Origin of the sequence: Aquimarina gracilis, assembly GCF_035285365.1 — a bacterium.
GTDB classification, from domain to species: Bacteria; Bacteroidota; Bacteroidia; order Flavobacteriales; family Flavobacteriaceae; genus Aquimarina; species Aquimarina gracilis.
On sequence record NZ_JAYKLX010000001.1, the window covers coordinates 639,189 to 660,314 of the forward strand.

Consider the following 21,126-nt stretch of genomic DNA (forward strand, 5'->3'; position numbering starts at 1 on the left):
TATGACAGAAGAAAGTGTAGCAGATATTTTTATATCTGATTTAAGAAATTACAATGGCAAAGATAAACTGATTTTCATAGTCAAATACATAAATAAATTTTGGATGGAAATTGATAATGATCTGGAATTGCAATTAACTGTAAGTAGATCGTTCTCAATGTGTATTCATCGTTTAAGAAAAAAATATTCTATTTATTCATATAAGAGTCTAATAAATAGTAGAATTCCTATTCTAGACAAGTATAATCTGATAGAAATTAGCCTACTTTTCATTGAAAAACAACTTTGGGAGGAAATCATTTTACATGAATTATCCTTATCCGAGGATTCAGAGATAGAGTTTAAAATTAACTATTACTTAGAATGTATCAGACAACTTCCATTAGTGATTTTAGAGAAAAATACAATTGATTTTTCCGATTTCCCAGATTTTGATTTTCTGGAGGATCCTTTTGCAGGTTTTGAAACGGATGAAAATGGTAATACTCATATGAGGTTTTATGTAAATGAAAGCACAGGAAGGGGAATAAGTATTTCTAATAATGAATTTTTGATATCTTCTTTAGATTTTTCAGTTCCACTTCAGGAATATGAGAATTTTATTGAGAGCATGGACACTTCAAAATTGAATGAATACAGAAAAGCTAATAGCATTGAGCGTATTGACAATATTGAGCAGGAATATAATGTTCAGAAAATGAATAAAACTAAACTCATTTTAAATTCTATTTATAAGCAGCGAGATTTGTTAAAATTGTTATCGTCTTATCAGAAAAAATGGTTTCCAAACATTAATATGAGTCATTTTGTAACCACAAATGTTATTTATCAAAAAGAAATGCCTGACGACCATTATCTGCAAAATAAACTTAGCAATAAAAAAATAGATCACACTCTCTCAAAAGAAGAAGTTCAGGATTTAATAGGACTATTCAAATATTTAAAGAACAATGATATATTGATCAATTCTCGAAAAATAAATAGTGATAGAAAAATCACTAGAGTTATTCTTGATTACTTCTCATTCGAAACGCAAATAAGTTACCAAACCATCAGAAAGCAATTGTCTTCTAATAGTCAGGTTGAGTTGGCAAAAGAAATTCAAGCTTCCCTCAACTACTTCAAGAAAACCTAAAGCCTAAAATTTTACTTACTATATCCTTTTTAAATATTGACCGCTATTTACCCAAACGTTTGGGTAAATAAGTTTTGAAGGTATTTAATCAGAATTTAGCCCTAGTTAAACTTAAATAAATATAACTATGGGCAATGTACTTTTTTATACCCACAGCAAAGATGACTTGGTAAAAGCTGTTCGTCTTATCCTTAACGAAATTCGTAAAACTGAAACTATAGATGATTTATCGATTAGTCCAGAAGAGGATCGTTTAACTCAAAAAGAAGCTGCCAAGTTCCTTGGCATCTCTGTTACTAGTCTTATAAGCTGGAAGAAAAAAGGCAAAGTCCCATACTATCAAATAGGTAGATCAATCTTTTTTTCAAAGTCAGAGTTATTGAAGCTGGCTAGAAAAAATCCTGGATTAATTCAATCAAGTCGCAGATAGGCAATAGAAAAACTGAGTCAAATCCTGTAAGATGAATGGTATTTTAAATAATATAAAAAAGGACTTTACAATATCTCCTAATAAACTGATAAACAATAATAATATTTCAGATCGGGCGAGATTTCTATTTGTGTATATGTCCTCTAAGCCATCAGACTGGACTTTTTACAATTATCAGTTATCGAAAGCCTTAGGGTATTCAGTAGACACTTTAAGGAAATACATAAAAGAGCTTGTAGAAACAGGATGGGTTGTAAAGGAAAAACAAAAAAGAATATCAGGAAAATTCACAGCAAATACTTACATACTGTATTCAAAACCGCAAATAGTTTTACCGTGTCGGAAAAATACGGGTACGGTAAAAAATGGTGACGGAAAAAACCCGACACTTAGTAATAAAGAGTTTACTAATACTATACATAAGAAAAAGAAAGACTTTAATTCTTTAAAGAAAAAAAACAACAAAAGAGGGAATATTATCAAGTGATTTTAAGGGAGAGAAAATGGAGCCAAAATCAATATATCAGATAATTAATAATTCAACTTTGACCTTTCAAAAAAGAAAAAAAGTTCCGCCAAAAAAAGAAAGATTTATTATGACAGCACAATTAAAAGAATTATTCAATACCGAAGCAAAGAAATACTATTTACTGGAGAATAGAAATTTTATTGTAAATGAAGATAATAAGAGTTTCCTTAACATTTTTTGTAAATATTTTTCTCAAGACCCAGATTTTGAAACTAGCCATAAAGGTGAATTACGGAAAGGATTATTTGTATTTGGTTCTCAAGGAACAGGGAAAACATCCTCTTTCAAAATCATGCAAAACGTCTCCAAAGAATATAGTTTAAAACAAGTTTGGACTCCAATAGTTTATACGCAAAAAGTAGTAGAGCAATTTAATCTGGCAGAAAGTGGCAAAACGGATTATGTAATCCAATATTTTTCAAAAGGCAAATTTATGTTTGATGATTTAGGAGCGGAAAAAGAAGCTTCGAATTTTGGAAAGGAAGACATTTTTGGAAGAATAATGGAACTGAGATATAATCAATTTTTGCAGAAAGGAACCAAAACGTTTGTAACATCAAACCTCAATTTTGAGGATATAAAAAACCGGTACGGAACCAGACTGTATGATCGTTTCTATCAGATGTTCAATGTACTTGAACTTGGTGGAGAAAGTAAGAGATTTTAATTTTTTCTCCCTCGCCACAAGATTCCAAAAAAGACCACGCGAAGGCGAAGCGTGTTCTTTTTCAGAATAGCGAGCAGGAATCACGCTAACGCATGATTCCGCTCGTGCCTGCAGCAGGCTAAAAGCAGGCAGAGCCTGCGATTGTGGATATTTTCTGAATTATAACGGTTTATAAAAAAACTATAAGACACCCCGTAAATCACTGATAATCAAAATCAATTATCATAAAACATATCATTCTAACATGAAAAAGAAAAGCATAATCATAGATAGCACAAGTCATAGAGATCTTAAAAAACTGGCAGATGAACACAATAGAAGTATTGGAAGTTTTACGGCTGATATGATTCTGTTTTTCAAAAAAACGGGAACAGATCCCCAAGCCATAAAAGGTAAGAGCGCTTCAGAAATGATAAAGGTGGTTGATAGGAGAATTGTTTCATTTTTTAAAACACAAGAATCAGAAATTTTATATCCGCTACAAACAAAAGTTCTTGAAAATGGAAAAAAATCTGAAGAACTATTAAGCAAATTAGTTAATGATCTAAACACCATTTTTTCAAAGATTAAAAAGAAAGATGAAATACAACAACATGCTCTTTTGGTCTTGGCTGAATATCTGGACAAAGATCGAAGTGGATTAGCACGATCAATTCAAAATGTATTAGATGCCGGTTAGTATTGTACATAAAACATCAGGTGATAATAAAGGCAGTTGCACAAAGTATGGTTTCTACTTGAACAAGGAAAACCAAGAATATATAAAGCAGAACCAACATGAAAGACAACAGTTCTTCTTTAACCAAGACAACGACAAAATATCAACCATAAAAGCCATAGATATGATAGACACAAATGCAAAAGGTAAAGGGTTACGGAAAAATGTAGATAGGTATTTCACCTTAACGATCAATCTAAGCGAAAAAGAATTAAAGCATATCGCCAAATTGGTATCTGGCAAAGAAATCAGGGATGTAAAAGATCTAAACCAAGAAGAGTATAAAAAATATAATCAAGCAATACGATCCTATTCTCGAAAATGTATGATGAATTATGCTAAGAATTTCAATAAAAATATAACCTACAAAGATATTTCTTGGTTTGCAAAGGTTGAACATCAAAGAAGATACAAAGGCTATGAAGATGAAGTAATAAAAGGAAAAGAAAAAAGTGGTGCTATTAAACCCGGTTTACAAACTCATGTGCATATCACAGTGAGCAGAATGCATAAATATCAAAGAATCAACCTAAGTCCTCGAACTAACGCTAGAAAAAGTGACAAGCTGACATTAAACGGAATAAAACGTTCCGGAGGGTTTGATCGATCAAACTGGAAACAGCTCAATGAAGATTCTTTTGACAAGATGTTTGGCTATTCAAGAAGTCTGGAAGAAAAGTTTGAAACCCATAGAATTTTAAAAAACGGGTGTATCGAAGAGCAAATTGCAATGAAATCATTGATAGAAAAAGAAAATCAGAGAGATAATATTAATCAAATATCATACTAAAATGGAAATATCATATGACAGAATACACATAATAGCATATGGACTCGGTTGTTTATTTTCCGCCATATACTTGAGCAGGAAATTCAATATTAGATTTTTTCTAAGTCTTATACTTACCTTATTGATTTCTCCCATAATCGTAGGATTAATATATGGGATTACCTGGGGAGTCAAAATCTATAAAAAGAGAAAATCGCAAGAGTCCGAAAAAAAGAAAAATGATACGGTAAATAAGGATATGTCTAATGCATTTGTTTTCAATACTAATAAAGGAGATCTTATTCTTTCCAACCCTTTCAGGGGAATTTACATCCAAGGGGGGAGCGGTGCCGGCAAGAGTAAATCTTTCATGTTTCCAATGATCGCGCAATGTGCCCAAAAACGTTATGCAGGAATATTATATGATTTAAAAGATGATCTTTGGGGCTATGCGTTTCATCATTACCAATCATGCGAGAATATTACTCCTTATTTAATTAATTTCAAAGATGCAACTAGGAGTATCAGAGTTAATCCATTAAACCCTGACTTAATGAAAAAATCCGCATATGCACATGAATATGCGCAAACTTTAATGTACAATTTATCTCCTGCAAGTATTAAAAATGAAAGTTACTTCATGATGGATGCCAAAAGTGTTTTAACGGGTTTAATCTGGTATTTAAAATTAGAACATCCTAAATTCTGCACCTTACCTCATATAGTAAGCCTTATTCTAAATAATGATATTACTCCAATATTGGATGTAGTTGCACAAAATGATGAAACTGCAGGAATGGTAGCTAGTGTGCGCCAAGCTTTAAAAAATGATGCTGCAAAACAAGTAGCAGGTGTAATCAGCACACTACAAGCAAATTTATCAAAATTAAATACCCCTGACTTATTTTGGATCCTCTCGGGAAATGATATTGATCTGGATATTAATGATCCGGAGGATCCTAAATTTATTTCTATTGTAAATGAAAGCACCTTATCTCAAACCTATGCTCCGGTAATTTCACTAATCATTTCAGTAGCATCCAAACAGATGAACCAGCCCAATAAACATAAATCTATAATAATACTCGATGAAGCTCCTACGCTCTACATCAAGGGTTTTGAAGAAATTCCGGCTACAGCTCGTTCAAATAAGGTTGCTACCGTTTATAGCGCTCAAGACATACATCAGCTTTATGATAAATACGGCCACGAGAAAGCACAAGTAATGATATCAAACTTAGGGAATCAGTTTTACGGACGTGTTGTCAATAAAAATTCTGCGAAAGTAGTATCAGAATTATTCGGAAAAGCAGACAAAAAATACGCAACCGTAAGCAGAGGTAATAGTTACAAATCTGGCTTATTAATGGATCACGGTAATTCATCTAGTAATAATATTAGCGAAAGCTTTCAGGAGAGAGATCGAGTGAAAGTCACTGATGTTATGAATCTACAGCCAGGTGAATTCTATGGGGTAATTGCAGAAGGTAACAAGAAAGAAATTTTGAAGGCAAAATTTGCAGGTGACCATAATACTGATGTTGACTATCAATTTCAATTAAGAACTACTGAGAGATTAAACAAGGAAAACTATCACAACATCATTGCTGAAAGCCGAAGCATTTTGAAAATCCAGAATTCAGGGGAGAATACCAATTTAATCCAGTACTAAAATGAAACCAATAGTATACATTGATATGGATGATGTTATTTGTAATTACACAGAAGCTCATAGAAGAGCTCTGAGCCGTAATCCCGAAAATCATTATCCACAATCTCAATTTGATTTTTTCAGAAAACTAAAACCTATTTATGGGGCTTTGGAAGGCATACAGGTTCTGGACCAAAATAATTATCAAATTTATATCCTTACAGCTCCTTCAGAAAACAATCCACTATCCTATACTGAAAAGCGAATCTGGATTGAAGAATATCTAGGATTTGATTTTGTTTCAAAACTTATCATTTGTTCCAATAAATCTCTCCTAAAGGGTGACTATTTAGTAGATGATCATAAGTCTGGTAAAGGGCAAGAAAATTTTGAAGGAAGAATTTTGCATTATGGCTCAAAACAATGTAAAAATTGGGAAACAGTTATAAAAATTTTACTAGCGGAAAATAGACTTCAATAACTCTATAATTATCTAAAAATCCATGAAATAAAGAAAATAACATGGTAGGAAACCTATTAGATAGGGAGCCTACAGAGGGGATACTATATCCTAAATAAAACGAAAATTACTAATACTTAAAAAAAAGAAAAAATGAGAAAACTCACGATTTTAATATCTATGGCATTCATATTTTGCTGTTCCATAGTTTTGGCACAAAGCACCAATAATTCTTCTGTAAATCTTGATAAAAGCGATCAAAAAGCATCACAAAAAAATGGATTCTTTGCTTTGGGAGGATATGCAGAAAATGGGTATGGATTACTTACTGGCTTCAAATATTTTCCAAACAAAAATCTAGATCGACACTATGAGATAAGTGGTTATGCAGGTTTTATAGAAGAGAATAAGACGGGATACGATATTCCTATTGAAGTCTTTTCCTTAAACCTTGGTTACTTCATTAGTGTTCCATACTTAAGCAGCGAAACAAACGCATTTCAATTTTCTATTGGTGCTGGTGGAATTATAGGGCAAGAATCTATCGATGAATCCAAAATTCAATTACAACCGTTAGAATCGATTTCTACAAAAGATGGAACTGTATATGGGTTATATGGAGCAATGGAAGCAGATATAAAACTTTTCAAGCATTTATCAGTCATTGTGCGATATACACATTTCTATCATCCAAATAGCGAAATAGGAAAAACCAAATTTTTACTAGGAGCAGGTCTAATCATTAAACTTTAAAATCATGAAAAAAATATTCATCTTAATTTGTTTAGCGATATCAATTTTATCGTGCGAAGAAACAGAAATTGAAATACGAAAATTAGAACCCACAGACTTTAAGGTTACTATCTACTCAAGCCAGGAATCATCAATCATAAATGAAACAATAGAGTTTAACCTGTTGATAGAAACCATTAAACCAATTACTGAACAACTTACTTATACGCTAAAGTTATTTGAAAACGGAATTGAAGGCGAGCTTTCCGTTAATGGAAATGTATATTCAGAAGGGGAGATTCTAGACAATATACAAGAAGGTTTTACTACTATCAAATACAAAGGACATCAAATAGGATCCGGAGCTATAACTATTGAAGTCAAAGCTTCAAATGGTGTTTCAAAGAATGTTTCTATTCCCATAGTTGTTGAAAAAGTAGGTTTTGATCTCAAAATCTTATTTGATAAAACTGAAAACTATATTAATGAAACTACTTCTTTTAATATCGAAATAGAGAAAAAAGGGTTAGATAGCCTAACCTACAAAGCTTATTTCAAAAATGTAGAAGGCGAAATAAAACTTAATAATCAAGATGAATTGATTCTACAAAATAGAAAATTTGAAGTACAGGAAGGAATAACATTTGGAGAATTTAAAGGAACTCTTGTTCAAGAAGATGATATAGAGTTTGTGGTTGAAGCTTCTAACGGAATCGTTAGATCTCAAACAATCAATTTTAAAACGTTACTCACAGATTTTGAAGTAGTAATGACACCAGATCCAATGGCTGGTTTTTATTTATGGGACTTAAATTTCACCTACTTCGTTCAACGTCCAGAAAATCTAGAACAAGAAATCGAATATTATTTGTACATCACATCAATGGATTTAGGAGACTTAATGTATAATATGAGTGGTAGTGCGGACAACATCGCTCAAGGATTTGAATGGTCTATTGGCAATAGAATTTCTAATAAAGGCATTCTTAAACAACTAGGTGTTGTTTCGCCTAGAAGTGGTATAGTAACCTTTCATTTTAGAGATTCTAACGGAGCTACATATGAAAAATCTATCAATGTTGATTATCACAAATAAGTAATAAACTAAAGTATTAAAAAATGAAAAAAATAATAGTAATTACCTACATCTTAATAAGTATATCACAGATATTAAGAGCTCAAGATTTAAAGTACGATAATGTACAAAGTCTAATTCATAAATCAATCATAAAATCTTTTCCTGAACGATTTAATGCTTCGGATAATTTAAAAGATATGTTCTATCAACGATGTGATCAATATCCAAACTACTGTAGAAAATTAAAATTCAAAAAGATCTTAGATATACGAATACATGAGGTCTTGTCAGTTAAAGATTGGGAGGAACAAGGTAACGCCTATGAAATAGTATTCTCTTTTGATTTTCTATATCATAAGGATAAGAATGACTTTATGGGATCAGCAACTATGACCGCAAAACTGGATAAAGTTTTAGACCAGTATCAAATAACTCATCTGAAATTTAACAAAACATCAGGTAGAAACTCCAATTTCAAGCACCAAGATCGGTCTAGTTTGGTGCTATTTGGTAAACTGTAAAAACGGAATCTATATTTCACTTACCTCGATCCACTGCACAAAATTCCTGTTAAGGCCTATACAGGCACTTACCAGGAATCTTTGTTTGCTTCACTTCGTTAAGCAAAATATAGAGTATACATGTTTTCAATCAGCACATTGTATTCACTCGTACCTCGATGAATCCAAAGAGCTGATCGAAAGATGTGCAGCGTTAGTGCTTTTCTCCATACTTCCGAAAACACTAACACAGCATTGCGTGAAAAGGGAGAAAAATCAATTACAAAAATAATAGAGATGAAAAGAATAATAACCAAAGAAGAATATGTTAAATGTATTCAAAGACTAGAGGTGATATTTGACACCGAAGATGAAAAAGAAACTGAAAAGCTAGAGAAATTAGCTAAGCTTATCGGAGATTACGAAGAACATCATTATCCTATAGAAAATATAAACTTCAACGATGCCATTATTAATTATCTGCAGACTTTACTCAAGCAGAATAAAAATTTAGAAAAATGATTGCAAAATTCTTGAACTCATTAGAAGCTATATTGATACCAATGCTCATATTACTTATTGCATTCATTGTAGACGCAGGAGTTCTGTTTTATCGAGTATTACCAGAGTATATGAATGAAAACCTAAAGTTATTTGCTTCTATAATGCTAGGGATTGCTGTGGCCTTTCCGCTTTTATTAACGAGTGTAAATTCCAATTTATTAAAACACAAATACAAAGTAGGTTTCCCAGAAATCTTTGGTTTCTGTAGCTTCTTTATGACTTTGCTATTCTTTGATGTTTTTTCTGCAGAGATAAAACCACTCAATTGGTATCTGACCACAGTGTTTATGTGCCTGCTTTTAGGACTAATTGATTATTTATATGCAGATCTATTTGTAAAAAAGTATAATCAAATCTATAACCTAGAACTGCAGCAACAAGACTACGAAAAACTAAAAGATGAAAATGAAAGTATACTCAAAGACCTGGATAAGTCCGACTTAGTCCTCCAACAGTCTAAAGAAGAACTATCCAAGACTAAAGAAAGCCTACAAAGGACTATAAGTAGTCTTGAAGAAGCCAACGAAAAACTTACCTGTCCTCATTGCGGACAATTGCAGAAATCAGTTAGTGCTTATCGAAATCATATAGGAAACTGCAAGGAGAACCCTAAGAACAAGTTAAACGGAAAGATTAAATCAATATCAATTACAAAAGAATCTTGATTACTATGAGTACTATATTCTTTACTTCTGATCATCATTTTGGACATAAAGGAATAATCAAACATGCCAAACGCCCTTTTCGATCAGTTGAAGAAATGAACGAAACTATGATCCTAAGACGGAATGAAAAGGTTAAAAAGAATGATATTGTTTATCATCTAGGCGATATCGGATTAATGGCATCAGGGAAACTATTAGAAATTTTGGAACGCCTAAATGGTAAAATTCATTTAATCAAAGGAAATCATGATGATCTAAATCGAAATTGTAAAGATTGATTTGAGTGGATAAAAGATTATTATGAATTAAAATTACCTGATCCAGATCCAGCAAATAATCAGCTTATTGTTATGATGCATTATCCTTTAATGTCCTGGAAAGGAAAATATAGTGGCTCCTTTCATTTGTTCGGTCACTCTCACGGAACATTGAAAGGGTTTAATAGAAAGAAATCACTAGATGTTGGTGTAGATTGTCATGATTTTTATCCTATATCTTATGAGGAAGTAAGAACTATCATAAAAAAATAGGAATGAACCCTAGCGAACTTCAGTACAATTCGACATGTTGTACTGAAATTTGATTTTTTTAGGGGAATTTATTAATTTTTCAATACCAACTCTTAATTTCTGAAGATGAGAAAAACTATAAATAAAGTTTCTACCAAAATATTGGAAAAGGCTATTTGGTTATCAATTCCCAATACTAAGATTGATCCAACAGATTTTCAGAATCCAACTAGAAGGATAATTTTAAATAAATCTTCAGAAGAAAGACATGGAACATCGGGATCTTATTTTAGCCCAAAATGTAATAAACGTATATTTTATGAATCAAAATTAGAGTTTGATTTTTTTACTTCTTTAGAACTATCAAGTGATGTTATAGATTTTGGTTTCCAGCCATTAAAGATAGAGTATAAGTTCAATGATTATTTTTATCCTTATTACCCTGATTTTTATTATCAGTTAAAAAACGGTTCATGTGTACTAGGAGAGGTGAAAAAGTTAAATAAAATGGGACTTTTTTTAAATTGGTCAAAATGGAAGGCAATGAAACATTACTGTAAGAAAAATGGAATGGGGTTTTTGATAACCGATGGGAAGCATGAGATTCGTGATTTAAGAAATATGAAAGTTAATCAGAATCTTAGGAGAGAAATATTAGAATTATTCGAAAACTCAACTGCCATAGATTGGGAAATTATTTGGGACATTAAAGAAAAATATAAAGCTTCTATCAAGAATTTAACTTGTCTGGTATATCAGGAAAAAATAAAATGGTATAAGCAACCTTCAATGTTTGTAAAGGATAAGCAAAAAATGTAACTGACATAAGGGTAATATATTAAAACCTTAAAAATATGATTAAAAAATTCAGGCTATCAAGAAAGACCAAAAAGAAATTAAAAAAAGGTTTATGGTTATATCCATCTGATCAAAAAGGAAATTCTCTAAATGCTAGACCAGCAACAAATCAACAGGATCACAATGCATATAAAAGAGGAGAATTAAGAAATTTGTTTGACAAAAGAAATTCTAGAAAAAAGAGTAAGGAATTTTGGAGTAAGCTAAATAAGGAAATCTTGATATCAGATCAAGTGTTAAAAGAATATGTGAACGATATCTTCGCTGAAGAATATCGAGTATCTTCGTACAGAATTTTATTAGAGGCGAAGAATAGTAGAAAAGCAATTATAGCTTATCATAATTTCATCAATGCATATGAATTACAAGCTAATGGAGAGAGTTCTTTTAGTAATATTTGTTGTATGTCTGTAGATTATGCTAAAGATTTGTTGAAAGAAGAAAAACTGCTCAAAAAGAGAAAGAAAGCTAGGAAAAAGCGTAGATAAATTGATTTAGAATGGAAAAATCAATTAATCAATTAAATTCTGGAAAAATAATAAACAGAATAGCTAAAGCTGTATGGTTTGTTTATGTTTTGTTATTAGAAAATGATAAATATTATATAGGAATAACCACCGAAATAGGAAGAAGATTTGAAGAACATCAAGGGCAAGATTATCAAGGTGCAAATTGGTGTAAAAAATACAAGCCTATCAAGGTAATTGAAGAGGTCGAAACTAATACTAAAAGAATGAAGGAAGCCCTAATTGTTGAAGATTTGGTTACTTTAAGATATATTAAAAATTATGGTTATTCGAATGTCAGGGGAGGTCGCTATTTTGGCAGTGACAGAAAGATAAAGAGTAAATCAAGAAGTCATTTAAATAGAGGATATATACATATGTTCCATAAATTATATGAAGATTACAACATTTGGGTTAATGAATTAGAGAAAACAGGCATATTTGATTTTGTCAACGATTCGATTAACGCACCTCGCATTAATATGATTATTACTTGGGCAAAACAAAATGGGTTGGATAAAGGTTATATTTTAAGGAGACTTCAAGAATTAGCTTCTGATTAGTTTTAAGTACTGTTGCGAATACGCTATGCTTGCCGTAAACACCCCCTTTAATTGAAAAATCTAAACTCTTTATAAATCTAACGCACTTCGTTTATTTCATTTCAAAAGAGAATTAAAACAAGTTTAAAGCTCTTTTGAAACGGTTTTTTTAATACAAGTAAGTACATTCATTGCTCTAGGTCAATAAAACCAAGCTTATCTCATTCAACTGCGCAAAATTCTCACTAAGTCCGCTACGCTACCTTATCTCAAATCTTTGCTTGTTTCATTTCGCTAACTTGGTTTAGTCTCGTTTTAAATATTAACTTTACCATAAAAATATCGTAATCCGTTGCCATACCTATCATCCATAAAGCTCAATACAGAAAGGACATATCCTTATCCTTTTGACATTCCCGCAGTAAAGCATGCCAAGGCTATTGACTTTACGAATCCTATAACATTTTTAATTGGAGAAAATGGCTCAGGTAAATCAACTTTACTGGAGACTATTGCATATAGATTGCAACTACCTCATATGGATGGATATACTTATGATAAGAAATGCTTTGATGCAGCAAGAAAGTTAACACCCTTTTTAGGAATAAATTGGACTATTCAACGAGCTAATGGATTTTTCTTTAGAGCAGAAGACTTTGGGGATTACCTTAATAGTGTTCATAGGCAAGATGTTAACTTGCATAATCAGATGTTAGAGTTGCAAGACGAAGTGCCTCAAAACATAATTCAAGAAATGAAAGATAATGCTAATTATCAGTTACGTCGGGTAAGAAAGAATTATGGACAAGAACTAGATGCTTTTTCACATGGCGAAGCGTATATGCATATTATGCAAGAAATGGTAACTACTCCAGGAATTTATTTACTCGATGAACCTGAAGCATCCTTATCGCCAGCAAAGCAATTGGCCTTTATCTATTTTTTACAAAATCATTTAGAGCAACACATGTCTCAATTTATAATAGCTACGCATTCTCCAATGCTAATGGCCTATCCAGATGCATGTATTTATGAAATTACAGAAGTAGGGATGCAACAGACAGCTTTGGAAGATACCGAACATTACTCTATAACAAAAACTTTTTTGAACAACCCGAAGGCATTTTTGAGGCATTTTTGATTGTCAAGAAGCCATGTTCCATTTCATTAATTTCACTCAAAAGATGAATCCTTTCGATGAAGCAGATCAAGATCCAGAAGATCATATGTTCCCTCCATTCTAAAAGTTTCCATTCATTTCATAGTATTAGTTTTGGTAGATTTGGGGCTGCGCTTGCTGAAAAAATACGTGTATTTTGGTACGCTTGACAATTCAAGCACAAATATTAAAAGTTTATGACTAAAAAATTCAGGTTACCAAGAAAAACAAAGAAAAGACTTAAAAAAGGTTTTTGGTTATACCATCCAGATGAAAATGGAGATTCACTAGGTGCTAGTCCTGCAAAAAATCAACAAGATTATATTGCATACAAAAAAGGAGATTTAAGAAATGTTATTGATAGAACGAACTCTAGAAAAAGAAGAAAAGAATTTAATTCAAAACTTAACAAAGGAGTTTCTATATCAGACAAAATGCTGGAAGAATCTGTGAATGATATCTTTGTTGAAGAATATCGAGTATCTTCGTACAGAACTCTGTTAGAAGCAAAGAACAGTCGAAAAGCGATTAAAGCTTATCATAATTTCATTAATGCCTATAAATTACAAGCTAATGGAGAGGGTTCTTTTGGTAATATTTGTTGTATGTCTGTAGATTATGCAAAAGATCTGTTGAAAGAAGAACAAAAAATTAAAACAAGAAAGAAAGCTAGGAAAAGCGTAGGTAAATTGAATTTGCAGAGACTATCTGTTAGATTTACATAAGTAGGCAAAGAAAAAATATTGTTAAAAACGACAAAAAAAGATATAAAAAGTATATATTTGCAATAACAGTACACACCACGCTACATCATAAGAACAGCGTCCCAGGGTGTGTCTTTTGCTTTATAGACCTTTCCCATTTATCATCAGTATGTTTAAAAAAGACCCAACCACAATAGAAGAACAGATACAAAAGCTTAAGGACAGAGGTCTAAATATTACTCCCGAAGATAACGCTGAACACTACCTTTCTCATATAAGTTATTATAGATTAGGCGAATATTGGCATTCTATGCAATATGACAAAGAGCAACATCTTTTTAAGGAAAATAGTCGTTTTTCTGATGTTATTGCACTCTATAATTTCGATAGAGAATTACGAATTCTTCTTTTTGATGTTATCGAAAAAATAGAAATAAGCTTAAGGACTAAACTAATTTATCATTTATCGCACGAGGTAGATCCCTGGTGGTTTCAAAACTTTGACTTATTTACCGATAGTATGGCACTTGTGAAAACGCTATCCAATCTTGAGGAAGAATTATCACGTTCTAAAGATCCAACCATCAAAAATCATAGGAAAAAACATAGGGATGATTTACGCTTCCCTCCTGCTTGGAAATCCCTAGAACAAACTAGTTTTGGTGCTTTATCTAAGCTTTATGGAAATTTAAAAAATACCGTAAAAGCCAAAGATAAAATTGCAAAAGAATATGGCACTGTAAATCACACCTTCTTGCCTAGTTGGTTACAATCCATAGCACAAATACGTAACTACTGTGCACATCATTCCAGACTTTGGAACAGGAATTTACCTGGAGCTCCAAAATTGTTGCCAAAACCACCTAATCCCTGGATACTTGAAATAGAAAATGTACCAAGACAATTTAATAAACTATATGTACATCTGTGTTTAATGAAGTATTTGTTAAATACAGTACAGCCTGGCAATACCTTTGCATCAAAATTAGATGCCCTGTTAAAAAAACATCCTAACGTAGATCCAGATGCTCTTGGAATGAAACCTAATTGGCGGAATGAGCCTTTATGGAGTTAAAAACTATTTTTTTAATTTCCATACATAGAATTAAACTTTTCCACATCAACACCTAATGCTTTAGCTTGTTTTTCTTTCCACTCTGTAAAGTAGTCAACAAAAGTTATATTTCTTGCATGTATTTCTCTCAAAGTACCATCTTCCGCCTCTACTAAGGCGATTGGTTCTTCGTTCCTAATAACCCACATATGAAAATATCCTTTTCCTCCACAGTCTATAACACCTTTTATTTCCTTTGGGAATTCTACTTTTCTAAGGTTTCCTTTATCCATCTTTATATTATTATGTTCAAAAATTGTTTTTAAATCCAAATCATATTTTTTTTCTCTTAAAATAAGCAGCATGTCAATAAAATTATTTAAAGTAGGGTTTCTTTTACCACTACTCCAATCATATATTTGCTGCTTATTTCTACCGACAATATTTGCAAATTGCCGCTTGTTACCTCCTGTTATTTTCTCAATTAGCTTATTAAAAACTACTTTTGCATTCATGTATCAAATATAAGTCTTATGACTTACATTTAACTCTTTTTTTCTGCTTTTAATTAACATCAAGATAAATTATCCAATTCAAAAGTTGCCCCATTCGTTGCCCTAAAAAACAACAAAACCTCTAAAATCAAACGATTTTAGAGGTTTCTAGTACTCGAGGTGGGAATCGAACCCACACTCCCGAAAGAACCGGATTTTGAATCCGGCGCGTCTACCAATTCCGCCACTCGAGCATAATATCCATTGTTTAACCTATATTTAACCTCAAAAAAATCAAGTTGCAAAACACCTACTTTAACGATTTGAAATACAAATATATAAACAATATTTCCAATTAAAAACACGTAAACTTTTGAATCCAGCGCGTCTACCAATTCCGCCACTTGAGCATTTCTTATTGAATTGGACGGCAAAATAAAAAAAATATTTATTCCAAACCATCAAATAAGTAATAAAATACAAGCTAGAGTTGAAATAAATTTTTAAATTTGCATCTTGTTTTCAAAAAATAAGTTTTAACTCATTACAATACAACATTTTACCTTATGCCAACTGGAGTTACCGAAGCAAAATTTTTTGCATGTAGTCAAAGTACCGAACTAGCAGAAAAAATCGTAGCTGCCTACGGCGCCAAACTGGGCAATGTAATTACATCAACATATAGTGATGGTGAGTTTCAACCTTCTTTTGAAGAATCTGTAAGAGGATCTAGAGTTTTTATTATTGGGTCTACCCACCCTAATTCTGATCACCTTATGGAAATGTTGCTCATGTTGGATGCGGCAAAAAGAGCTTCGGCAAGACATATTACGGCGGTATTGCCTTATTATGGATGGGCTCGCCAAGATCGTAAAGACAAACCTAGGGTGCCAATTGCGGCAAAAATGATTGCAAAAATGCTGGAAACAGCAGGAGCAACGAGAATTATTACAATGGATTTACATGCCGATCAGATCCAGGGGTTCTTTGAAAAGCCGGTAGATCATTTATTTGCATCAACTATTTTTCTACCTTATCTGCAATCTTTAGGCCTCGAAGACCTAACTATTGCATCACCAGATATGGGTGGGTCTAAAAGAGCATATGCATATTCTAAAGCATTGAAAAGCGACGTTGTAATTTGTTATAAGCAACGTGCCAAGGCCAATGTGATTTCGCATATGGAATTAATTGGGGATGTCACCGGTAAAAATGTAGTATTGGTAGATGACATGGTAGATACTGCCGGGACCTTAACCAAGGCTGCAGATCTAATGATAGAAAGAGGAGCAAAAAGTGTACGTGCTATATGTACCCATCCTATTCTTTCTGGAAACGCTTATGAAAAATTAGAGCAGTCAAAATTAGAAGAATTGATTGTTACCGACTCCATTCCTCTAAAACAAAAAAGTGATAAAATTAGAGTGGTAAGCTGTGCAAATTTATTTGCAGATGTAATGCACCGAGTGCATCACAATGAGTCTATTAGCTCTAAATTTATAATGTAAATTAATAATTAATAAATTTTAAAATGAAATCATTAACTATCAACGCATCTCAAAGAGAAAGCGTGGGCAAGAAAGCAACTAAAGCCCTACGTAATGCTGGACAGGTACCTTGTGTTATTTATGGTGGAGACACTATTGTACACTTTGCAGCTCCAGAAATTGCTTTCAAAAACTTAGTGTACACTCCAGACGTTCATACCGTGGTAATAGCGTTAGATAATGGCACAAAAATAAACGCAATCCTTCAGGATATCCAATTTCATCCTGTAACAGACAAAATCTTACATATCGATTTTGTTGAAATCTTCGATGATAAACCAATCACCGTTGAACTTCCATTCAGAACGGTAGGAAACTCTCGTGGTGTTCGAAATGGTGGTGTACTACGCTTCAACCTTAGACGTATTAAAGTAAAAGGTTTTGCTAAAGATTTACCAGATGTAATCGAAGGAGATATTACACAACTTAAGATAGGAAACAAATTATATGTTACCGATGTAGCAAGTGACAAGTTCACTATCCTACACCCAGATAACACTGTAATTTGTATGGTTAAAACATCTCGTACTGCTGTTGCAGACGATGAAGATGAAGATGAAGCAGCTGCAGAAGGAGAAACTCCAGCAGCAGAAGCTCCAGCTGAAGCTTAATCTTACATCTCTAGTATAATACAAAAGCATTCTGACCTCAATTCAGAATGCTTTTTTTATTTTTACAAAGATTTTTGAGGGCGTGCCCTTCGTTACACTGCGGTCGGGCTATACGCTGTATCTTTTTTGCATCCTTCGAGAGCACTTCGATAAACTCAATGTGAAACCTCAGGAAGCAAAAAAGTATGCCGCTGCTATCCCTCACGCAAAACATAAACAATATGCTTTCTGTTTTCAGAAAATTATTCTCAAAAGAAAAAAAGGAAACCCAGGAAGATTCTATGAAAAAATTTCTTGTTGCAGGTTTGGGAAATATAGGTCCCAAATATCACAATACCCGTCATAATATTGGCTTTAGAATTCTTGATGCCTTAGCAAAATCAGAAGATCTAAAATTCGAAACAAAAAAACTTGGAGATATTACCACTTATAAGTTTAAAGGACGCACTATTATTCTGCTAAAACCCAATACTTATATGAATCTAAGTGGGAAAGCAGTTCGATATTGGTTAGAAAAAGAAAAAGTGCCTTTAGAAAATTTGTTAGTGGTTACAGATGATATTAATATTCCTTTCGGCACCATACGATTAAAAGCAAAAGGTAGTGCAGGCGGTCATAACGGTCTTAAGGATATCGAAGCGCAGCTAAACACATCAAAATATAGCAGATTTCGATTCGGTGTAGGCGCTGAATTCAACAAAGGCAGACAAGTAGATTATGTGCTTGGTGAATGGAATGACGATGAAGAAAGCGCTATGCCAGAAAGAATAGAGAAAGGAATTGAGCTTATAAAGTCCTTTACTACAGCTGGTCTTGCGAATACTATGAATATCTTTAACGGAAAATAAAGAAATGTATCCCAACATTTCCGTAATTTTATAATTCAAAAAAAACACTTCTTGAAACTATATCATAGTGCAGACACATACGATAATGAAGTGCCATCGGTTGTTACCATAGGTACTTTTGATGGTGTACACATAGGTCATAAAAAAATTATTGAACGTTTGGTTGAGAGCGCCTCAAACCACGGTTTGGAATCTGTAATTCTTACATTTTTTCCTCATCCCAGAATGGTACTTCAACAAGACTCTGGGATTAAACTTATTAACACTATAGAAGAACGCACCCAGATTCTTGAAAAAACAGGTTTAAATAATTTGGTAATCCATCCTTTTACCAAGCCATTTTCTAGACTTACGGCAGGAGAATATGTAGATCAAATGCTTGTAGAGCACCTTAATGTTAGACATGTTATTATTGGATATGATCACCGATTTGGGCGCAATCGTAACTCGAATATCACAGACCTTGCTTCATACGGTATTCAAAATAACTTTACTGTCGAAGAAATATCCAAGCAAGATATCGATGACGTAGCTATAAGTTCTACAAAAATAAGGGAAGCTCTATTAGAAGGAGACATTACCAAAGCCAACACTTATTTAGGATACAACTTTATGCTTACCGGAAAAGTGGTGAAAGGAAAAGAGTTAGGTCGCAAACTAAATTATCCTACAGCCAATTTACATATCAAAGAAGATTATAAGCTTATTCCAAAAAATGGAGTATATATTGTACAATCTAAAATCGATAACAAATTATATTTTGGAATGATGAACATTGGTACAAATCCTACCGTAGATGGCACACAACAAAGTATCGAAACTCACTTTTTTGATGCTTCATTTAATCTATATGAAAAGAAAATTCAAATTGAGCTATTAAAACGAATTAGAGATGAGAAAAAATTTGATTCTGTAGATCAATTACAGGAAGCCATGCAACAAGATGAAGATTTTTCTCGCGAATACATAAACTCTTTGGTATGATCAATCGTTGGTTGTTCACTCACATAGATAACAGTTCCTTAATCATATTTAGAGTCTTTTTTGGCTTTCTAATTGCCGCAGAGGCTATTGGAGCGATCTTTACAGGCTGGGTAAAACGTACGCTTATAGAACCTGAATTTACCTTCAATTTTATAGGGTTTGATTTTTTACAACCTTTACCGGGAAATGGTATGTACTTCTATTTTGCTATCATGGGAATCTTCGGTCTATTGGTTATGGCAGGGTACAAATACCGTTGGAGCATGATAGGATATACCTTAATGTGGGCAGGTGTATATTTTATGCAGAAATCATCATACAACAATCATTATTACTTATTACTACTGCTCTGTATTATCATGAGTATCTTGCCCGCGGGGAACTATTTTTCTATAGACGTAAAACAAAATTCAAAACTGAAAAAAATTTCAATGCCACGGTGGATTGTCTTGGCAATCATTGCACAGCTATGGATTGTTTATACCTATGCCTCTGTCGCAAAACTATATCCAGATTGGCTTGATTTTACAGTAGCGAAAAATTTGATGGCCGGGAGAGCATATTACCCTATAGTTGGTCCAATATTGCAAGGTCACTGGGCCCATGTAAGTGTCGCTTACTTTGGTATTTTGTTTGATTTATTAATCATCCCTTTATTACTTTGGAAAAGGACCCGGTTCGCAGCATTTTGTTTCAGTATTTTCTTTCACTTGTTCAATTCAATTGTTTTTCAAATAGGCATATTTCCTTATCTGTCATTGGCATTTACCGTATTTTTCTTTTCAAAAGAGAAAATACATAGGGTTTTTATGAAAAAGAAAGTGTTTTATGATAAAAACGAAATTATAGTCCCGTCATATAAAAAAGTATTAATCCCATTATCTATTGTTTGGTTTGTTATTCAAATTGCTTTGCCGTTGCGTCATTGGACAATTCCGGGAGATGTACTTTGGACTGAAGAAGGGCATCGTTTAAGCTGGCGTATGATGCTTCGCGGCAGATCTGGCATTACCAACTTTTATTTAATTGACAATAAAGACCCTAAAGCAAAAAAAGAATACATCAACAAGCAACAATACCTTTCAAAAAAGCAAATTCGCTCGGTAAACACAAAACCTGATTTTATGTGGCAATTTGCCCAGTATCTTAAGAAAAAATATGCCGAAGAGGGAAAAGACATATCGGTATATGTAAAAAGTAGCGTATCTGTAAATGGGAAAAAACGTAAAAAATTCATTGACCCCGAAGTGGATCTTGCCAATGTACCTTGGAATTATTTTAAAACCAATCCCTGGATATTGAAGTATGATTCAGAATAAATCAAATTCTTTTAAATTCATTTTTTTTAATTACGCTAAACCCACACTTTTATTTAAATTTGCTCCTTCATTGCGATAAAACCTACAAAAAAA

The 21,126-nt window shown here is 32.7% G+C and carries 27 protein-coding genes and 1 tRNA gene; 26 read left to right on the forward strand and 2 right to left on the reverse strand.

What is annotated here, in order from left to right; all coding sequences use genetic code 11:
- Nucleotide 1: 1 nt before the first annotated feature.
- The 21 genes from U6A24_RS02570 (at nucleotide 2) to U6A24_RS02670 (ending at nucleotide 15,251) form a co-directional block, all read left to right on the forward strand.
- Nucleotides 2-1,135 carry a hypothetical protein gene (locus U6A24_RS02570; RefSeq protein ID WP_324178371.1) on the forward strand — a complete coding sequence of 378 codons (1,134 nt, stop codon included), beginning with the start codon at nucleotides 2-4 and terminating at the stop codon, nucleotides 1,133-1,135.
- 127 nt (nucleotides 1,136-1,262) lie between these two features.
- On the forward strand, nucleotides 1,263-1,565 hold the full coding sequence (locus U6A24_RS02575) for a helix-turn-helix domain-containing protein (RefSeq protein WP_324178372.1): 303 nt from the start codon (nucleotides 1,263-1,265) through the stop codon (nucleotides 1,563-1,565).
- A 31-nt stretch (nucleotides 1,566-1,596) separates the two neighbouring features.
- Nucleotides 1,597-2,052 (forward strand): helix-turn-helix domain-containing protein, encoded by a 456-nt coding sequence (locus U6A24_RS02580; RefSeq protein ID WP_324178373.1) that lies wholly within the window; start codon nucleotides 1,597-1,599, stop codon nucleotides 2,050-2,052.
- Nucleotides 2,053-2,161: 109 nt separating this feature from the next.
- The gene (locus U6A24_RS02585; protein WP_324178374.1) at nucleotides 2,162-2,761 is read left to right on the forward strand and encodes a P-loop NTPase family protein; all 600 of its coding nucleotides are present in this window, start codon (nucleotides 2,162-2,164) and stop codon (nucleotides 2,759-2,761) included.
- A 244-nt stretch (nucleotides 2,762-3,005) separates the two neighbouring features.
- Nucleotides 3,006-3,440 carry a BfmA/BtgA family mobilization protein gene (locus tag U6A24_RS02590; RefSeq protein ID WP_324178375.1) on the forward strand — a complete coding sequence of 145 codons (435 nt, stop codon included), beginning with the start codon at nucleotides 3,006-3,008 and terminating at the stop codon, nucleotides 3,438-3,440.
- Nucleotides 3,430-4,269 carry a DUF5712 family protein gene (locus tag U6A24_RS02595; RefSeq protein ID WP_324178376.1) on the forward strand — a complete coding sequence of 280 codons (840 nt, stop codon included), beginning with the start codon at nucleotides 3,430-3,432 and terminating at the stop codon, nucleotides 4,267-4,269. Before U6A24_RS02590 ends, U6A24_RS02595 begins: the two co-directional genes overlap by 11 nt.
- A gap of 121 nt (nucleotides 4,270-4,390) precedes the next feature.
- Nucleotides 4,391-5,920, forward strand: coding sequence for a type IV secretory system conjugative DNA transfer family protein (locus tag U6A24_RS02600; protein ID WP_324178377.1), 1,530 nt, complete (start codon nucleotides 4,391-4,393; stop codon nucleotides 5,918-5,920).
- A 1-nt stretch (nucleotide 5,921) separates the two neighbouring features.
- Nucleotides 5,922-6,380, forward strand: a complete 459-nt coding sequence (locus tag U6A24_RS02605; protein WP_324178378.1) for a 5' nucleotidase, NT5C type — start codon at nucleotides 5,922-5,924, stop codon at nucleotides 6,378-6,380.
- A gap of 132 nt (nucleotides 6,381-6,512) precedes the next feature.
- Nucleotides 6,513-7,112, forward strand: coding sequence for a conjugal transfer protein TraO (locus tag U6A24_RS02610; protein ID WP_324178379.1), 600 nt, complete (start codon nucleotides 6,513-6,515; stop codon nucleotides 7,110-7,112).
- Nucleotides 7,113-7,116: 4 nt separating this feature from the next.
- A complete protein-coding gene (locus U6A24_RS02615) occupies nucleotides 7,117-8,187 on the forward strand; it encodes a hypothetical protein (protein WP_324178380.1) in 1,071 nt (356 codons plus the stop codon).
- A gap of 23 nt (nucleotides 8,188-8,210) precedes the next feature.
- Complete coding sequence (locus U6A24_RS02620; protein WP_324178381.1) at nucleotides 8,211-8,690, forward strand: hypothetical protein; 480 nt, start codon at nucleotides 8,211-8,213, stop codon at nucleotides 8,688-8,690.
- Between the two features lie 276 nt (nucleotides 8,691-8,966).
- The gene (locus U6A24_RS02625) at nucleotides 8,967-9,191 is read left to right on the forward strand and encodes a hypothetical protein (protein ID WP_324178382.1); all 225 of its coding nucleotides are present in this window, start codon (nucleotides 8,967-8,969) and stop codon (nucleotides 9,189-9,191) included.
- Nucleotides 9,188-9,898 carry a hypothetical protein gene (locus U6A24_RS02630; RefSeq protein WP_324178383.1) on the forward strand — a complete coding sequence of 237 codons (711 nt, stop codon included), beginning with the start codon at nucleotides 9,188-9,190 and terminating at the stop codon, nucleotides 9,896-9,898. Before U6A24_RS02625 ends, U6A24_RS02630 begins: the two co-directional genes overlap by 4 nt.
- A gap of 5 nt (nucleotides 9,899-9,903) precedes the next feature.
- The gene (locus U6A24_RS02635) at nucleotides 9,904-10,176 is read left to right on the forward strand and encodes a metallophosphoesterase (protein WP_324178384.1); all 273 of its coding nucleotides are present in this window, start codon (nucleotides 9,904-9,906) and stop codon (nucleotides 10,174-10,176) included.
- Nucleotides 10,177-10,248: 72 nt separating this feature from the next.
- Nucleotides 10,249-10,428, forward strand: coding sequence for a hypothetical protein (locus tag U6A24_RS02640; protein WP_324178385.1), 180 nt, complete (start codon nucleotides 10,249-10,251; stop codon nucleotides 10,426-10,428).
- A gap of 105 nt (nucleotides 10,429-10,533) precedes the next feature.
- On the forward strand, nucleotides 10,534-11,226 hold the full coding sequence (locus tag U6A24_RS02645) for a TnsA endonuclease N-terminal domain-containing protein (RefSeq protein ID WP_324178386.1): 693 nt from the start codon (nucleotides 10,534-10,536) through the stop codon (nucleotides 11,224-11,226).
- A 35-nt stretch (nucleotides 11,227-11,261) separates the two neighbouring features.
- Nucleotides 11,262-11,753 carry a hypothetical protein gene (locus U6A24_RS02650; RefSeq protein ID WP_324178387.1) on the forward strand — a complete coding sequence of 164 codons (492 nt, stop codon included), beginning with the start codon at nucleotides 11,262-11,264 and terminating at the stop codon, nucleotides 11,751-11,753.
- An 11-nt stretch (nucleotides 11,754-11,764) separates the two neighbouring features.
- Nucleotides 11,765-12,334: a GIY-YIG nuclease family protein gene (locus U6A24_RS02655; RefSeq protein WP_324178388.1), complete on the forward strand. Its 570-nt coding sequence runs from the start codon at nucleotides 11,765-11,767 to the stop codon at nucleotides 12,332-12,334.
- Between the two features lie 331 nt (nucleotides 12,335-12,665).
- Nucleotides 12,666-13,454: an AAA family ATPase gene (locus U6A24_RS02660; RefSeq protein ID WP_324178389.1), complete on the forward strand. Its 789-nt coding sequence runs from the start codon at nucleotides 12,666-12,668 to the stop codon at nucleotides 13,452-13,454.
- A gap of 215 nt (nucleotides 13,455-13,669) precedes the next feature.
- Nucleotides 13,670-14,197 carry a hypothetical protein gene (locus U6A24_RS02665; RefSeq protein ID WP_324178390.1) on the forward strand — a complete coding sequence of 176 codons (528 nt, stop codon included), beginning with the start codon at nucleotides 13,670-13,672 and terminating at the stop codon, nucleotides 14,195-14,197.
- 148 nt (nucleotides 14,198-14,345) lie between these two features.
- Entirely contained in the window at nucleotides 14,346-15,251 is a 906-nt protein-coding gene (locus U6A24_RS02670; protein ID WP_324178391.1) for an Abi family protein, read from the forward strand.
- A gap of 11 nt (nucleotides 15,252-15,262) precedes the next feature.
- Here U6A24_RS02670 and U6A24_RS02675 read toward each other — a convergent pair whose 3' ends face one another.
- Together U6A24_RS02675 and U6A24_RS02680 are read right to left on the reverse strand one after the other, a co-directional pair.
- Nucleotides 15,263-15,745: a hypothetical protein gene (locus U6A24_RS02675; protein ID WP_324178392.1), complete on the reverse strand. Its 483-nt coding sequence runs from the start codon at nucleotides 15,743-15,745 to the stop codon at nucleotides 15,263-15,265.
- 151 nt (nucleotides 15,746-15,896) lie between these two features.
- A tRNA-Leu gene (locus U6A24_RS02680) sits at nucleotides 15,897-15,978 on the reverse strand.
- 312 nt (nucleotides 15,979-16,290) lie between these two features.
- Between U6A24_RS02680 and U6A24_RS02685 the strand changes: the two genes are divergently transcribed.
- The 5 genes from U6A24_RS02685 (at nucleotide 16,291) to U6A24_RS02705 (ending at nucleotide 21,033) form a co-directional block, all read left to right on the forward strand.
- Nucleotides 16,291-17,232, forward strand: coding sequence for a ribose-phosphate pyrophosphokinase (locus U6A24_RS02685; RefSeq protein WP_324178393.1), 942 nt, complete (start codon nucleotides 16,291-16,293; stop codon nucleotides 17,230-17,232).
- Nucleotides 17,233-17,255: 23 nt separating this feature from the next.
- Nucleotides 17,256-17,882 carry a 50S ribosomal protein L25/general stress protein Ctc gene (locus U6A24_RS02690; RefSeq protein ID WP_324178394.1) on the forward strand — a complete coding sequence of 209 codons (627 nt, stop codon included), beginning with the start codon at nucleotides 17,256-17,258 and terminating at the stop codon, nucleotides 17,880-17,882.
- A gap of 221 nt (nucleotides 17,883-18,103) precedes the next feature.
- Nucleotides 18,104-18,730 (forward strand): aminoacyl-tRNA hydrolase, encoded by a 627-nt coding sequence (pth, locus tag U6A24_RS02695; RefSeq protein WP_324178395.1) that lies wholly within the window; start codon nucleotides 18,104-18,106, stop codon nucleotides 18,728-18,730.
- Between the two features lie 51 nt (nucleotides 18,731-18,781).
- Nucleotides 18,782-19,714, forward strand: coding sequence for a bifunctional riboflavin kinase/FAD synthetase (locus U6A24_RS02700; protein WP_324178396.1), 933 nt, complete (start codon nucleotides 18,782-18,784; stop codon nucleotides 19,712-19,714).
- The gene (locus U6A24_RS02705) at nucleotides 19,711-21,033 is read left to right on the forward strand and encodes an HTTM domain-containing protein (RefSeq protein WP_324178397.1); all 1,323 of its coding nucleotides are present in this window, start codon (nucleotides 19,711-19,713) and stop codon (nucleotides 21,031-21,033) included. Before U6A24_RS02700 ends, U6A24_RS02705 begins: the two co-directional genes overlap by 4 nt.
- The last annotated feature ends 93 nt before the right edge of the window (nucleotides 21,034-21,126 follow it).